At 44.3% G+C, this 16,323-nt stretch carries 12 protein-coding genes and 2 pseudogenes; 6 read left to right on the top strand and 8 right to left on the bottom strand.

Features of this window, described 5'->3' with window-relative positions:
- Window positions 1–9: 9 nt before the first annotated feature.
- The 4 genes and pseudogenes from BAE46_RS05385 (at window position 10) to serA (ending at window position 3,547) form a co-directional block, all read left to right on the top strand.
- A complete protein-coding gene (locus BAE46_RS05385) occupies window positions 10–954 on the top strand; it encodes a nucleoside hydrolase (protein WP_070111915.1) in 945 nt (314 codons plus the stop codon).
- Window positions 955–971: 17 nt separating this feature from the next.
- Window positions 972–1,574: pseudogene (locus tag BAE46_RS14985) on the top strand (5-formyltetrahydrofolate cyclo-ligase); the annotation flags it as partial.
- Between the two features lie 42 nt (window positions 1,575–1,616).
- Complete coding sequence (gene rpiA / locus BAE46_RS14980) at window positions 1,617–2,270, top strand: ribose-5-phosphate isomerase RpiA (protein ID WP_070111975.1); 654 nt, start codon at window positions 1,617–1,619, stop codon at window positions 2,268–2,270.
- Window positions 2,271–2,317: 47 nt separating this feature from the next.
- On the top strand, window positions 2,318–3,547 hold the full coding sequence (serA, locus tag BAE46_RS05375; protein ID WP_006006547.1) for a phosphoglycerate dehydrogenase: 1,230 nt from the start codon (window positions 2,318–2,320) through the stop codon (window positions 3,545–3,547).
- Between the two features lie 91 nt (window positions 3,548–3,638).
- On the opposite strand, the pseudogene BAE46_RS05370 reads toward serA, so the two are convergent.
- The 8 genes and pseudogenes from BAE46_RS05370 to ampE all read right to left on the bottom strand — a co-directional run bounded on the left by BAE46_RS05370 (window position 3,639) and on the right by ampE (window position 14,312).
- A pseudogene (locus BAE46_RS05370) lies at window positions 3,639–4,392 on the bottom strand (DUF481 domain-containing protein).
- Window positions 4,393–4,596: 204 nt separating this feature from the next.
- The gene (locus BAE46_RS05365) at window positions 4,597–5,436 is read right to left on the bottom strand and encodes a DUF481 domain-containing protein (protein WP_051987338.1); all 840 of its coding nucleotides are present in this window, start codon (window positions 5,434–5,436) and stop codon (window positions 4,597–4,599) included.
- 636 nt (window positions 5,437–6,072) lie between these two features.
- On the bottom strand, window positions 6,073–6,315 hold the full coding sequence (locus tag BAE46_RS05360; protein WP_006006543.1) for a DUF1289 domain-containing protein: 243 nt from the start codon (window positions 6,313–6,315) through the stop codon (window positions 6,073–6,075).
- Between the two features lie 90 nt (window positions 6,316–6,405).
- Window positions 6,406–7,827, bottom strand: coding sequence for a dihydrolipoyl dehydrogenase (gene lpdA, locus BAE46_RS05355; RefSeq protein ID WP_070111914.1), 1,422 nt, complete (start codon window positions 7,825–7,827; stop codon window positions 6,406–6,408).
- A 178-nt stretch (window positions 7,828–8,005) separates the two neighbouring features.
- The gene (gene aceF / locus BAE46_RS05350; RefSeq protein WP_070111913.1) at window positions 8,006–9,787 is read right to left on the bottom strand and encodes a dihydrolipoyllysine-residue acetyltransferase; all 1,782 of its coding nucleotides are present in this window, start codon (window positions 9,785–9,787) and stop codon (window positions 8,006–8,008) included.
- A gap of 15 nt (window positions 9,788–9,802) precedes the next feature.
- Window positions 9,803–12,475 carry a pyruvate dehydrogenase (acetyl-transferring), homodimeric type gene (gene aceE / locus BAE46_RS05345; protein WP_006006538.1) on the bottom strand — a complete coding sequence of 891 codons (2,673 nt, stop codon included), beginning with the start codon at window positions 12,473–12,475 and terminating at the stop codon, window positions 9,803–9,805.
- A 90-nt stretch (window positions 12,476–12,565) separates the two neighbouring features.
- Window positions 12,566–13,315 carry a GntR family transcriptional regulator gene (locus BAE46_RS05340; protein ID WP_006006536.1) on the bottom strand — a complete coding sequence of 250 codons (750 nt, stop codon included), beginning with the start codon at window positions 13,313–13,315 and terminating at the stop codon, window positions 12,566–12,568.
- A 157-nt stretch (window positions 13,316–13,472) separates the two neighbouring features.
- Window positions 13,473–14,312, bottom strand: coding sequence for a regulatory signaling modulator protein AmpE (ampE, locus tag BAE46_RS05335; protein ID WP_070111912.1), 840 nt, complete (start codon window positions 14,310–14,312; stop codon window positions 13,473–13,475).
- Between the two features lie 367 nt (window positions 14,313–14,679).
- Between ampE and nadC the strand changes: the two genes are divergently transcribed.
- Window positions 14,680–15,591 (top strand): carboxylating nicotinate-nucleotide diphosphorylase, encoded by a 912-nt coding sequence (gene nadC / locus BAE46_RS05330; RefSeq protein WP_425307099.1) that lies wholly within the window; start codon window positions 14,680–14,682, stop codon window positions 15,589–15,591.
- 214 nt (window positions 15,592–15,805) lie between these two features.
- Window positions 15,806–16,240: a pilin gene (locus tag BAE46_RS05325; protein ID WP_006006530.1), complete on the top strand. Its 435-nt coding sequence runs from the start codon at window positions 15,806–15,808 to the stop codon at window positions 16,238–16,240.
- The last annotated feature ends 83 nt before the right edge of the window (window positions 16,241–16,323 follow it).

Raw genomic sequence — 16,323 nt, 5'->3', positions numbered from 1 at the left:
GATATATAAATGACACACAAAATAATACTTGATACCGACCCCGGTATAGACGACGCGATGGCGATATTTTTTGCCTTTCAAGCCAAAGAAATTGAGGTATTAGGGTTAACCACTGTCTATGGCAACGTACCCGCCGATATGGCTGCTCAAAATGGTCTTGCTTTGGTAGAACTGGCCGGTGTAGATATTCCTGTGTGTAAAGGCGTTACTCGGCCATGGGTGGGCGCTGAATCTACCTATGCACACTTTGTGCACGGCGAAGACGGCTTTGGCAATATTGATCATCCGCCTACCACGCGTACGCTTGACCCGCGCCCCTCTGCCCAATTTATTATCGATATGGCGCGCAAATATCCAGGGGAAGTTACCATTGTAGCGGTTGGCCCCTTAGGTAATTTAGCCCTTGCTCTACGCTTAGAGCCAGCCCTACCTTCGTTAATTAAAGCGGTGAATATAATGGGCGGTGCCGCTTTTGTGCCGGGCAACGTAACACCGGTGGCCGAAGCGAATATTTGGAACGACGCCTACGCCGCAGAAATTGTATTTGCAGCAGACTGGGAAGTTAACATGTTTGGCTTAGACGTTACCTACGACGTGCCGTTTCCGCCAGAGTTTATTGCGTCTTTAGAAACCGTTAATCCCGTGTTGGGCGGATTTGTGGCAAAGTCATCTAGATTTTATTCGGATTTTTATTCACAAGGTAAGCCTCAGCGCGTGTGTTTTTTTCACGACGCGTTTCCGCTAGCGTATATGCTACAGCCTGATTTATTTGAAATGACATCAGGGCACATGCGCATTGGCACTGACAAACTACACCAAGGGCAAACTAGCTTTGCACCAAAAAACTCAACGATGAGTCCGCATTGGCTAGACACACACATGGTGAATGTTGCCACTCACGTTGATCACAGCGCCTTATCTTCCCTATTTGTTAGCACCTACGCGCTAAAATAGACCACTGAGGTTTTGCCATGAACCTTAACAGCAGTGCTACGAAAAACGGTTCGCGCGCACAGTTAAGACAGCTTTATAAAAATAAACGAAGCGAACTTAGCGCATTCGAGCAAAAAAAAGCAGCGCGTGATATTGTGACGCGCGCTGTTGAAAATGCGCTATTCGTTAAGGTTAAACGAGTAGCGCTTTATGCCAGCGTTAACGGCGAACTAAATACCCAGTATTTAATTGCATATTTGTGGGCGCAGGCAATAGAGGTATACTTGCCTGTCGTACATCCCTTTAGTGCAGGCCACCTTATATTTTTACGCTACACTGGCGACACTATTATGCGGCCCAATCGCTTTGGTATACTTGAGCCTGAATTGGACGTGAATACCTTGTGCCCGCTTAATGAGCTCGACCTTATCTTTACGCCCTTAGTGGCCTTTGATACTAACGGCAACAGACTGGGTATGGGCGGCGGCTTTTACGATAGAACTTTGCAAAGTATGCGTGCTAACGAGCGCTTGCCAAACGCCAATTTATCAGCAAAACAGGCAAAGATCATAGGCTTAGCGCATGATGTACAGCGCGCCTCATTGTTGCCTGCACAAGATTGGGATATTCCGTTATCGGCCGTGTTAAGTCCTACTACGTTCTACCTATTTAAAGGAAGCAGCATGAACCAAGACCAGAAAAAAAAGGCCGCAGCAATAGCCGCTATAGAGTATGTTACCACCGGCTCTATAGTAGGGGTTGGTACAGGCTCAACCGTTAACTTTTTTATTGATGCGTTGGCCAAACTCAAACACGACATTGTGGGCGTCGTTTCAAGCTCTGACGCTTCTACTGCGCGGCTAAAAAAGCACGGCATTACCGTATTTGATTTAAACGAAGTAAACGCCTTGGATATTTATGTAGACGGAGCGGATGAAATTACCGAATATAAACACATGATAAAAGGCGGCGGCGCAGCCCTTACTCGCGAAAAAATTGTGGCGGCGGTCGCTAACACCTTTATTTGTATAATTGACGACACCAAGCTTGTGTCAATGTTAGGTAAATTCCCACTGCCTGTTGAGGTGATACCGCTTGCACGCTCATATGTGGCGCGTGAAATTGTAAAACTAGGCGGCGATCCTATGTATCGTCAAGGCATCGTAACCGACAATGGCAATCATATTTTAGATGTATATAATCTTGAAATACTTGATCCGCCTGCACTTGAAGCAACATTAAATCAAATTGTAGGCGTCGTCACAAACGGTCTATTTGCACACAGAGGCGCGGACATTGTGCTTACGGGCACACACGATGGCGTAAAAAAAGCTTAAGTAAAATGGCAACAACAGCACTTTTCAAAGGGTAAGGGTAAGCAGTAATGAGTAAGAAATCGCTAGCTAAAAACAAAATAAGAGTGTTGTTACTAGAAGGGCTGCATTCAAGCGCGCTTGAAACCTTTAAAGCAAATGGCTACACCAACGTAGAGTCTATCAAAACATCTTTAGTTGATGACGAACTCATCGCTAAAATTAAGAATGCACATTTTATTGGCATACGTTCACGCACGCAGTTAAACGAAAAAGTGTTAAAAGCTGCCAAGAAGTTGATCGGCATTGGCTGTTTTTGTATTGGCACTAACCAAGTTGATTTAAAAGCGGCAGAAAAGCGCGGTGTAGTGGTGTTTAATGCGCCTTTTTCTAATACTCGCTCAGTGGCTGAACTAGTACTTGGCCAAATTATCGTTTTGCTACGCGGCATTCCTGAAAAAAATGCCTTGGCGCATAAAGGCCTGTGGCAAAAAAGCGCCATTAACAGCTATGAGGCGCGCGGCAAAACCTTGGGCATTATTGGCTACGGTCATATTGGCACCCAGTTAAGCATTCTAGCTGAGCATTTAGGTATGCGCGTGCAGTTTTTTGATATTGAAGATAAGCTTGTATTGGGTAATTCTACTCAAGTTAAGTCGCTTAAACAGCTGCTTAACACCTCAGATGTGGTGAGCCTACACGTACCTGAAACCTTACACACCAAAAACATGATTGGCAAACAAGAGATTGCGCAAATGAAAGACGGCGCCATTTTAATTAACGCGGCGCGTGGTTCGGTCATTGACATTGATGCACTTTGCCAGGCCCTTGAAGACAAGAAATTAATCGGCGCGGCTATTGACGTTTTCCCGGTTGAGCCTAAGTCAAATTCAGAAGCGTTTAGCTCGCCTTTACGTAAATTTGACAACGTAATATTGACCCCGCACGTGGGAGGATCAACCCAAGAAGCGCAGCAAAATATTGGGGTTGAAGTGGCCGGCAAACTGGTAAAGTATAGTGACAATGGCTCAACGCTATCGGCGGTTAATTTTCCTGAAGTGTCCTTGCCAGAGCATACCAAGAGGTCACGTTTGCTGCATATTCATGAAAACCGTCCGGGCGTACTGACTCAAATTAACCAAGCATTTGCAGATAAAGGCATTAATATTGCGGCTCAGTATTTACAAACCAGCGAGAGTATCGGTTATGTCGTGGTCGATATTGAATCTAAAAATGAAGCGGAAGGTCTAGAGCAACTCGCCAATATTCAAGGCACAATTAAAACTCGTTTGCTTCAGTAATCGTTCCTGTGCAGAAAAAAGTCAAAACGTTCGCTCGTTTTGACTTTTTTATTAAGATTACAAGACGACAAGATATTGAGGCTTAGCACCTTTAGAAAAAAGTATACACCAAGGTAACCGCAGTTTCGGTGTCTAGTTTGTCAACGTTTTCTCCAACATCGCTGTTATGGTCAAGTTTTAAGGAAAGCTTCATGGATAAGCCACCCGCAATTTGCGCCGTTACCGCCGTTTCTGAGCGAGACTTGGTATTGTCTGAGCCAATTTTCAGTACTCAGGTTTTGTGTAAAGCGTGCTGTCTCAGACAAACTCAGGCCATAGTTGAGCGCACCACGAACAATAATGCCGTTTTGGCTTTTTCCTGACTGCTCTTCTGCAAAGGCATAACCAGGACCCACACTGTAGCTAAAATTGCTTTTTTCATCATCCCATAACTTTTGGTTCCAACCGGCCGCAAGTGTTGCTTGATATTTAAAGTTGCTAAATCGGTCGTCTTCATATGACGCGAATCCAAACAAACGGTAACTGGGGTTTGCTAGTTTAAAGTTGCCTTGCGCCGATGCAAAAAACTTTTGCGCCGAGGTTTGCTCAATGTCTTCTCCCATTTCACTTTCGATGGTATCTCTTTTATAGAGACCTTTTATTAGGTACTCATTGCTCCAATTTTCTAACTCTTGTTTAACATTTAAACCAACACTGGCTGATGTCGTTTCAGTGTTTCCGGTGGTGAAAATAAAACCAAACTCACCGTCCATTTCTAATTCTTTGGCTTCTTTTTTTTCTTGTGCAAAAGCAGGCGCCGCGCAGCATAGTGATAACATCGCAAACGCGATTAATTGCTTATTCATTACATTTCCTTTTACTGAATGTTTTATCTGAATGTTTATTTACCTGAGTATTGGCGTGCCCATATAAACGCTGCACTATAATTAACCTCTTTAAAGCCTGTATTTTAAATACTTTTATGTCTAATACAAGGCTGTCGTAACGATCTGTGAGTGGGTAATACACTTACATAAACACTGTTTTGAGGGCATATAAACTTGCCCACACTAAAAAAATTGATACACCAGCGATATACTCGTTTGCGTTGATAGGATACTGTCTTGGCTTGCCACATTGTCGTTTACAAAAAGATCGACACTCACTTTTAACGCTAACTTTTTAAACAGCTTAGCGCTTAGCGATGATTGCGCTTGTGCTCTTGAAATTTCTTGACCTAGTTCAGCCGATAGCGTTTGCCTAAACCTAGCATTTTCACCGAAGTTTATATTGTAATAGAGCGTGCCTCTTACAATCATCTCTTCAATCGTTCTGTTGTTACGCGTTTGGCGCAAATGACTGTAGCCGGGACCAATACTATACCTAAACTCTGATTTTTCATGCCTAAATGCCACTTTACTATAGCCCATGACTAAGGTTGCTTGGTCTCGCAGGCGGTTGAATTCGTTGTCATCATATTCCATGTAGGCAAACAAGCGGCTGTTAGGCTGTACCAATTTATAATCAAACTGGGCAGAGATTTCAATTCGACCAGTTTGCACTCTATCGGCGTCGTTAACGCCGCGTATAACGTTAGTTCTTTGCAAAAACTGGCTTTCGTAGCGATTACTCCAGCTGGTCATTTCATGATTAGATTCAACCGCAAATTTAATAATACTGGTGTCGGTGTTACCCGTGGTGTTGAGCAGGCCTATTTCTCCAGCTAAGGTGAAAGGCTTTAGATCATTGTCTTGTTCTGCTTGTTCGCGGCTTTTACTATAGAGGGCTTCTAATAAGTTCTTTTCTTGACTCAGATTCCTGAAAAAATCAGATGCTTTATCTGCTGCCATTGCCGCGTAAGGTAAGAACACCATGATAATACACAATATGTAGGTAACAAGCTTCGGCATAGCGCAATCTTAAAATATAAAGCGCGCATGATTAAAGGTAGACTATCGATAGCATAAAGCGTACTTAGCTAAGTTATTAGCTGGGCTATTTTGCTTGTTTCTGACTGCGCGAACCTATGAATAATATCATATTCATAATCATTTAAGCCAATGGATTTTATGACTTGTTGAGTCGCCCTAGGTTTTCGCAGGATTGATTGGCCTTGATTTAGGCTAGCTATGGTTATTGCCTACATAGAGTTTATCTTTCGTCTTTGTGAGCGTACAGGACGTATTTTTCTTCCGTTTGAGTTGCACATAACAGTCCGCTTAAATTTAGAAGGATACCCATTACAAAAAAAGCGCTGAACCACGCTCTTTCATTTGCTGAGTAATAGCTTAAGCAATAAGGACTGTTCGCACTGATTTCTCCCAAAACAACGAAAAATCTTAACAAGAAGAATTTACAAATTTGAAGGCCCCTTTAGCCGTTTCTACCATAGATATACCGCGCTAATGACATTTAGCGCATTGGGCACGCTGGTTATTTGAGCCGAGAAAGGTAATAGGACTTATACGGATTGTGTCGACTTTATACCTTTAATAGCGCATGTTTTATAATTAACCTTAATCAAAGAAAATAAGAATAAGCACTTATTAAAATAAATCGTCCTGCTGAAAATGGATGTCGCTGTCTTTTGATTTCGCCTTGCGCGCATTGAAAGCTTTTTTGCGCCTATTGCAGGCAGACACTATGATACGCTTGGTGTGATCATCTACGTCCTGCCAGTGGGTGCGCTCTTCTCTGCTTCGAAAACAGCCAATGCAGTAGCCTCTAGGGCCCGATTCACAAATGCCAATGCACGGGCTTGGAATAATAAAAAACTCCATTTGCTGCATGTACAAGTGCCTCTCATTAAATTTTCACAAAAAAACCGACACGCCGTGAAGGGTATCGGTTTTTATACATATTGCCTATCTAACTTTAGATTATCTTTTTTTAGCTTTAGGGTTAGGCATGTCCGTAATACTACCCTCAAAAATCTCTGCCGCTAAGCCAATAGATTCGTTTAAGGTAGGGTGAGCATGAACCGTTAAGGCGATGTCTTCAGCGTCTGCGCCCATTTCAATGGCTAAGCCAATCTCACCTAGCATTTCACCTGCGTTGGTGCCAATAATAGCCCCGCCAATTATACGCCCGGTGTCTTTGTCAAACAATAGCTTTGTTAAACCGTCGGTGGCGTCTGATGCAATAGCGCGACCCGAGGCTGCCCAAGGAAAAGTAGCGGCTTCGTAGTTTAGGCCTTGCTCTTTAGCTTCTTTCTCGGTAAATCCTACCCAGGCAATTTCTGGCTCAGTGTAGGCAACTGAGGGAATGCCGCGTGGGTCAAAGAAATGCTTTTTACCAGAGATGACTTCAGCCGCAACGTGACCTTCATGCGAGGCTTTGTGCGCCAGCATTGGTTGACCAATTAAATCGCCGATTGCAAATATATGCGCCACGTTAGTGCGCAGCTGTTTGTCTACATTAATAAAACCGCGCTCGTCTACTTTAACGCCGGCTTTTTCAGCATCAACTAGTGAGCCGTTTGGACGACGACCCACTGCAACAAGTACACGATCGTAACGCACTGGCTCGGCCGGTGCTTGCTTGCCTTCAAACGTCACATAGACACCGTCATCTTTAGATTCAACGTCCGTTACTTTGGTTTCAAGCATGGTGTTAAATTTATTTTTGATGGTTTTCATATACATTTTCATGATGTCTTTGTCAGCCGCGGGAATGAGCTGATCTAAAAATTCTACTACATCAATTTTTGAGCCTAAGGCTTGATATACAGTGCCCATTTCTAGGCCGATAATACCACCACCTAGAATAAGCATTTTGCCTGGAATATCTTTCATTTCCAATGCGCCAGTGCTGTCCATAATACGGTCATCGTCTTTTGGCACAAACGGCAATTCGATTGGCTCAGAGCCTGCTGCGATGATAGCATGCTCGAAGGTAATCGTAGTTTTGCCATCGGGACCTTCTACTTCTAAGGTGTTAGCACCGGTAAATTTGCCGTAGCCTTGTACATGCTTTACTTTGCGCATTTTAGACATTCCAGACAAACCTTTGGTTAACTGACTTACTACGTCGTCTTTCCAAGAGCGGATTTTGTCAAGATCAAAGCTTGGCTCGCCAAAGTTCACACCGTGCTTAGATAGTTGCTTAGCTTCTTGAATTACCTTAGCAACATGCAAAAGTGCTTTAGAAGGAATACAGCCTACATTTAAACATACCCCTCCTAAGGCTTCTCTTGCATCAACAATGACTGAGTCAACGCCTAAATCGGACGCTCTAAATGCTGCTGAGTACCCGCCAGGACCTGCGCCAAGTACCACTAATTGTGTTTTGATTTCGCTCATAACGTTAATATGACCTTAATAATCTAATTGTGTCTACACCGTATATTCTAATTGAATTAAGACGGTAATTCACCCCCCTTATTCGCTTTATTATTACACTAATAAGGGGGGGTATGTATTTTTCATATCTGCTTATCATATACACTGCATTCATTGTGTATATGAGCACTAGCAGAACCTACAACAATATGCGGCGCATATCGGCTAAGCAATCGGCTAAATGGACCGCAAAACGAGCGGCAAGTGCGCCATCTATTACGCGATGGTCGTACGACAACGACAGCGGTAACATTAATCGAGGTAAAAACTCTTTACCGTCCCACTTAGGTCGCATTTCACTTTTTGAAACCCCTAATATAGCCACGTCGGGGGCATTTACAATTGGCGTGAAGGCAGTGCCACCTATGCCGCCTAAACTTGAGATAGTGAAGCAGCTGCCCTGCATGTCGGCCGTTTTGAGCTTCCCTTCTCTGGCTTTAGCGCTTATTTCGGTAAGCTCTCTTGATATATCCATAATTCCTTTCTTGTCAACATCGCGCACCACCGGCACCACTAGGCCATTTGGCGTATCCACAGCAATACCTATATGCGTGTACTTCTTCAAAATTAAGCTCTCGCCCGACGCAGACAGCGATGAATTAAACGTAGGATAGTGCTTCATCGCGTCAGCAACCGCTTTCATCATAAAGACTAACGGCGTGATTTTAACGCCCAGCTTGCGTTTTTCATTTATTTGGTTCTGCTGCTTACGGAAGTCTTCAATATCGGTGATATCGGCTTCTTCAAACTGCGTAACATGGGGAATAGTCACCCAGTTACGATGCAGATTAGGACCCGACAGCTTTTGAATACGCGTAAGGGCTACTTCTTCAATTTCGCCGAACTTAGCAAAATCGACTTTAGGCGGTGGTAGTACCTGCATGCCTCCTGAGCCGGCATTTGTGCCCGAGGTCAATTTAGGTCTAGACAGCTCATACTTCACGTACGACTGCACGTCTTCTTTAGCAATACGTCCTTTGCGAGCTGAGCCGGTTACTTGCGCTAGGTCAACACCAAATTCGCGTGCCATGCGCCTTACTGAAGGAGTAGCATGTATTCTACCAGTTTTGGCAATTCCACCGGCTGAAGGATGATACGGCACTGGCGGTGTTTTTTGTACAGGGGCGCTGCGAACCGGTGCACTTTGCGCTGACGCTGAACTAGCGGCTGATTCTGCTTGCTTAGGTGCTTCTTCTTTCTCAGGTGCTTCTTCTTGCTTGTGTGATTCTGCCAGCTTAGGTGCTTCTTCTTTCTCAGGTGCTTGCGGCGCGCTTGCAGCTGGTGCTTGTGTATCTGCACCGTTTGACGCACCTACTTCAAGGGTTAGCACTAATGAACCTTCCGATACCTTGTCGCCCATTTTTACTTTCATAGACACAATTTTACCGGCGCGTGGCGCAGGTACGTCCATTGTAGCTTTGTCGGTTTCAAGGGTAATTAGGCCATCTTCTTCGGCCACGGTGTCGCCTTCTTTAACCAGTAGCTCAATAATTTCAACATCGCTAGCATCGCCAATATCTGGCACAGTGACTTCAATCACACTGGTAGCGGAACTAGCAGCTGGCGCTGTTTCTTGTTTAGGTGCTTCCTGCTTGGGCGTTTCCTGTTTAGATGCATCTTGTTTAGGCGCATCTTGTTTAGGCGGCTCTTGTTTAGGCGGCTCTTGCTCAGGTGCTGCACTTTCGGTGCTGCTGGCTTTACCTAAAAGATCGCCTTGCTTGATTTTATCACCTACTTTGACCGAGATTTCTTTAATGACACCGTCAAAGGGCACTGGAATGTCCATGCTGGCTTTATCGCTTTCAACCGTTACAAATGCGGCTTCTGCTTCAACTGAGTCGCCAAGGGCAACACATATTTCAATGATTTCAACTTCTTCGCCGCCCACATCAGGAACAATAATATCTTGTAAATCCGCCATGATTTTCTCTCCTCTCTATGCGTACAGTGGGTTAATTTTATCGCCGTCAATCTCGAGCGCTTTATGGGCTTTAGCTAAGGTAGCAGGGTCTATGTCGCCTGCTTTATGTAGTTCATACAAAGCGGCGTAGGCAATGTTGCTTGCGTCTACTTCAAAATGGCGACGCAGGTTAGCGCGGCTATCAGAGCGACCAAAACCGTCAGTGCCTAACACTCTATAAGTACCCGGCACGAACGCGCGAACTTGATCAGCATACGATTTTATGTAGTCGGTGGCGGCAATTGTTGGGCCATCGTTACCTTCACTTAAGAGCTCGGTAATGTAAGCTAGTTTTTGCTTAGCTTTTGGATTGCGCATATTAAAGCGATCACAGTCGACACCGTCGCGGCCAAGCTCGTTAAACGAAGGCACGCTGTACACTTCACTTTGTACGCCGTAGTCTTCACTTAAAATAGCCGCGGCTTTACGCACTTCCGTTAAAATAGTGCCCGAACCCAACAATTTGACCTTCTTCTTGGCTTTAGCACCGCCTACTTTATCAAGTAAATAAATACCTTTCAAAATACCATCTTCGCAACCTTTCGGCATTTCTGGCTGAACGTAGTTTTCGTTCATTACGGTTAAGTAGAAAAACACGTTTTCTTGTTTTTCAAGCATTCTGCGAATACCGTCTTGTACAATAACTGCGACTTCGTAGCCATAGGTAGGATCGTAGCTTACGCAGTTAGGAATAAGGGCTGCTTGTACGTGGCTGTGGCCATCTTGATGCTGCAAGCCTTCACCGTTTAGGGTTGTTCTACCCGCGGTACCGCCCACTAAGAAACCACGACACTGCGAATCCCCAGCGGCCCATGCCATATCACCGACACGCTGGAAACCAAACATAGAGTAATAAATATAAACTGGTAACATTGGCAAGTTATTCAATGAGTAAGACGTACCCGCCGCTACGAATGAAGACATTGCGCCTAGCTCGTTAATACCTTCTTGTAATACTTGACCTTTTTTATCTTCACGATAGTAGGCAACCTGATCTTTGTCTTGTGGCACATATTTTTGCCCGGTATTGCTATAAATACCTACTTGACGGAACAAACCTTCCATACCAAAGGTACGCGCTTCATCAGGAATAATGGGGACGACTCTATTGCCCATTTGCTTGTCTTTAAGCATAACCGTCAGCACGCGCACAAAGGCCATTGTGGTCGAAATTTCGCGATCCCCCGAGCCTTTTGTAATTGCTTCAAACGCTTTTAATGGCGGTGCGGGCAGCTCTTCGGTGCTGTTTACACGACGAACCGGCATATAGCCTTTTAGAGCTTCACGCTTTTCGCGCAGATATTTCATTTCAACACTGTCTTCTTCAAACTTATAGTACTCTAAGTCTGCACAAGCTTCGTCCGACACTGGAATATTAAAACGATCACGATAATTTTTAACTGCGTTCACGTCTAGTTTTTTCACGTTGTGAGCAATATTTTTACCTTCGCCGGCTTCGCCTAAGCCATAACCTTTGACTGTTTTAGCTAAAATAACCTGTGGACGACCTACCGTTTCAGTAGCACGCTTGTACGCTGCATATACTTTTACTGGGTCATGTCCGCCGCGGTTTAAGCGCCATATGTCATCATCAGACATGTTAGCAACCATGTCTTTTAGTTCAGGGTATTTACCAAAGAAGTTTTCACGCGTGTACTGACCTCCTTTAGCTTTATAGTTTTGGTACTCGCCGTCTACCGTTTCCATCATGACGTCGAGCAATTTACCAGAGGTGTCGCGAGCTAATAGTGAGTCCCAATAGCGACCCCAAATAACTTTAATAACTTCCCAACCCGCACCTCTAAAGGTACTTTCTAATTCTTGGATAATCTTACCGTTACCACGCACAGGCCCGTCTAGACGCTGCAAGTTACAATTAATAACGAAGGTAAGGTTATCAAGGTTTTCTCTTGACGCAAGGCCAATGGCACCTAAGCTTTCGGGCTCATCAACTTCGCCGTCGCCCAAAAAGCACCATACACGCTGATTGGAGCAGTCGCGCAGTCCACGGTTGGTGAGGTATTTTAAGAAGCGCGCTAAATAAATAGCCTGCATAGGACCAAGGCCCATAGATACGGTCGGGAATTGCCAAAATTCAGGCATCAGTTTGGGGTGCGGGTAGGATGATACCCCCTCACCGCCTACTTCTTGACGGAAATTGTCAAGCTGGCCTGCGCTAAGTCTGCCTTCTATAAATGCACGTGAATAAATACCCGGCGATACATGACCTTGTACAAACAGAAAATCGCCGCCATCTTCATCAGTGGGAGCGCGGAAAAAGTGGTTAAAACCAACATCGTAGAGCATAGCAGCAGAAGCAAAACTGGCTATATGGCCGCCTAGATCTAGGTCTTTTTTAGAGCCGCGCAGAACCATCATAAGCGCATTCCAACGAATGGCATTGCGGATGGTGGCTTCGATGGCTTGGTCGCCCGGCATGGTGGGCTCTTTGCCGGCAGGAATGGTGTTGATATAAGCGGTCGTTGCGTCAAACGGCAAATGCGCGCCATTACGACGGGCCTTTTCAATTAACGATTCTAAAAGGTAATGTGCTCTGTCAACGCCTTCAGACTCTAGCACCGCTTCAAGCGACTCTATCCATTCTTGCGTTTCAATTGGGTCAACATCGGTTTTATTCATATCGGCCATTATTTTATCCTATTTTGTATTCAACTATACTTGTTTATTTTAGGCTATGCGCTTAGTGCTGACATTGCCTTAATTCTTGTTTTACGGGTGCTAATTATCGCTGACTATTCTGCGCAAACTGCGCTGAACATTAGCCTTATTCTTATTAATATCTAGCAATGTCTTTTCAATAAAAGACAAGTGCAGATGACTCGCGTCGCGCGCGGCTTCGGGATTACCCGATATAATTGCCAGTACTATATTAGTGCGCTGCTGAGATAGTTCGCTTTCTACGCTTGCGCCACTGCGCAGCATGGCTAAATTTTGTTTAACATTGTCTTCAAGCGGCAGGCGCATCGCCTGCATTACTTGGACAAGGACCATATTTTGTGAAGCTTGCGCCATTGCAAAATAAAACTCGCCTAAAGCGATGGCTTCTTCTTCTGGCTTAGCCTTAGTACTGGCTGACTGCAGTTTTTCTAATGCTTGGGTAAGTGCGTTATGGTCTTGCTTTTGCCCGCGCAGAGCTGCATAAAAGGCGGCCATACCTTCAAGAGCATGCCTAAATTCTAGTAGGTCAAATTGTGTTTCAGGGCGTTTTGAAATGAGCGCTAGCAGCGGATCAGACAGGCGCTTATTAAGATGCTGAGACACAAAGGTGCCGCCGCCTTGTTTACGCTCAATTAGGCCTTTAGCGTGCAGGTTTTGAATGGCTTCACGTAGTGACGGGCGCGACACTTTAAACTTTGCGGCAAGCTCGCGCTCGGGCAATAATTTTTCGCCTGCGCTAAGCGTACCATCAACAATCATGGACTCTAATCGTTCTGTAATGACGTCTGAAAGTTTTGTTTGTTTAATCATGGTGCCCTGTATACTGGCTATGAATGTGCTTTTGTATCTTTTTGCCCCGTACAGTTAGTTATATCACAATTTCGTAAATTTTTTTTGCTTTAGGTGACAATGGTAATACCAATTTACCAAGTGCCATTTTAAAGAATATTTTAAAAAAGTAAAGTGTTTAACTTATTACACCCACTAAGGTCATAGCAGAAACAAGCATTAACAGAAAAATTATGTTTCGTTTTACCAACTTTACCATTTGCAAAGGTTCTTGCAGCTCAGCATTTTCGATGCTTGGCGAGTCTTCACTGGCCTTGGAAACTTTTTCTAACACCTCAAAAGCGCTAAGTTCACTATCGCTAAACGTACTAAGCCAAACGGGCAGCGCGCGGCTAAAATGCCCCACCAATAAAAATCCTACTGTACTGATACGTGAAGGTAACCAATCGAGTATAAACATCAGCTTTTGGGTGTATTGCTTACTCAGGCCCTCGCGCGTTTGTAGTAGATGCCATTGGCGACACAAGACGTAAAATACTAAGCCAGGCAAGCCTAAAATCACAAAAACAATGATAATACTGGCATAGTGGGTATAGTTAATAAACACGAGTTGGCGGCCCACGTGCGACAAATCGCCGTCTTCATTGCCAAATTGCTGGGAGTAAAGCGAGCACGCTTCATAATCTTGCCGGTTAGCCGCTTGTAAATAACCTTTGTAAGACTTTCTGGCCGATGAGCAACCTATGCAGATCCATAGTATTAACAAGTGCAGAAAAAAAACGAAAGGTGAGGGTAAATAAGCTGCCAGTATCCACACAGTTGCAGTGGGTAAACCGGCCACAATAAGCGCGGTGGTCATTTCACTGCGAGCTGTCTTAGGTTCTTGAGCTTCTTTTTTATGTATCAATCGCTCAATGTAGGAAAAATAGCGCTGCGCAATAGTGGCTAACTGCAAAGACTTAGCTTTCACAACTACGCGTTCAAATGCCATTACTATTAACAATGTAAAGAGTGTCAAAGGCTTATGTCCTTATAGGGTGGGCGATCGAGTATAATGACTGGCCAATATTGTGCAACAAAATTTCACACCTAACTCACGCAATATTAAGATAAATTATGGCCACACCACCTAGTATTTAGCAATTGCTGGTTGTGGTGCTTAATATCGCCATGTAAAATAACAGGCATCAGAAATACGTGTATTTATCTCCCTATTTTATAAATTGCGTATTTACAATAGGCCTTAAAAAGGAAAGCCTGTGGTGTCGCAACGTAAAACCGCCAGCAATGAAAAAATAGTGCACGCACAATCTAATCAATCATCTACTATTAACCAAGCAACTGAAAAAAAACCGAATCAGGCAGGAGCGACTCAGCAAAACGATATGAGCAACGTTCTTATTGCACTTGATGTAATGCGCGCATTAATAGAAGACCTAAGCGCTGAATCATCGCACTACCTTAGCCTTAATTTTGACACCACAAGTGCCAGCTATCAGCAAACGCTTGACGCTATACACAACTTAGCTAAACAAGATATTACAGCAAACCTTATTGATGTCAGTGCCCAGGCCCAAGCCCATATTATTACACGAGAAGACATTACCGTGTGCGGCCGTCAGTGGGCCCAAATGGCGTTTGAGCTCATTGATCCTTCGCTTAAGCTCACATGGCACTGCAGCGACGGTGAGCAAATAAAGGCTAACGCTATTTTAGTTAATATTACTGGAAACGCTCGAGCCATACTCACGGCGGAGCGCACCGCGCTTAACTTTTTACAAATGCTCAGCGCTACCGCCACCACCACCGCTTGGTATGCCAAATGCCTTACCGGCACGTCTACCGCCTTGCTTGACACACGCAAAACTATCCCTGGCTTTCGTCAAGCTCAAAAATACGCAGTAAGGTGCGGCGGTGGTAAAAACCATAGAATGGGCTTATACGACGCCTTTCTAATAAAGGAAAATCATATTAAGGCCTGCGGTTCAATAACTAATGCCATTTTGCAAGCAAAAGACTTGCAAAGCGCCAAAATAGTGGAAATTGAGGTGGAAAGCCTTGATGAATTGCGCGAAGCAATCGCTGCAGGCGCCGACATTGTTATGCTTGACAACTTTTCAACACAACAGATCCAAGAGGCAGTATCGATTAATAGTCAACGCTGTAAGCTAGAGGTCTCGGGTAACATTACCCAAGAAAGGCTTGCAGAATTAGCGAAGACAGGGGTCGATTTCATATCATCTGGCGCAATTACTAAACACGTAAACGCGGTCGACCTTTCATTATTAATTCTTTAAAAACATAAACGTAGTAAGAGTAATTTCTAGCTTTAGCAATAATTTATGTCGAAACCAACACTAAAGTATATGTCCGCATACTTCACATAGAAAGATTGGGGCATATACTCATTTTCGAGGTTGAGGAGAGAGTATCTAATGAGCAAACTATCTGCAGCCACGCATAAACCATATTGTTAAATAAATCGCGTTTTACGACGCTTGGAGAATTACTATGAAAATTAAGACTATTCAAGATTTACAAAAGGGTTTCACCCTAATCGAACTGATGATAGTTGTTGCAATTATTGGCATTTTGGCGGCTATCGCGTTGCCGGCTTATCAGGGTTACACGAATAAGGCGAAATTTAGTGAAGTTATCATTGCCACTGCGGCTGCTAAGTCTGCGGTTGAAGTTTGTGTGCATACCAAAGGGGACAAGGTTGATTGTGACGCTGGCAAAAATGGTATTCCAGCCATAATTACAGCGCTAGATTCATTAACAGGATTGACGGTGGTTGATGGCAAAATTACGGCTACCGCGAGCCCGGATTCAAATTTGAAAAAAGCAGACGGCGATGAACCAGCCACCATAGAACTCACTCCTACCCTTAAAGATTCGGGCGCAATTGACTGGACTCGTGTATGTGACGACCCTGCTTTATGCTAAAGCAGCTGTTTACGTAACAAGCGTCGAAAGCCCAGATTATCTGAGCTTTCGACTCTAAAGAATAGGCTTGTTACATGTTCCGC

The sequence above is a fragment of the Glaciecola punicea genome, from assembly GCF_001756615.1.
Classification (GTDB): domain Bacteria; phylum Pseudomonadota; class Gammaproteobacteria; order Enterobacterales; family Alteromonadaceae; genus Glaciecola; species Glaciecola punicea.
Note: the sequence above shows the minus strand (reverse complement) of the source record. Positions and strands in the feature narration are given on the sequence as shown.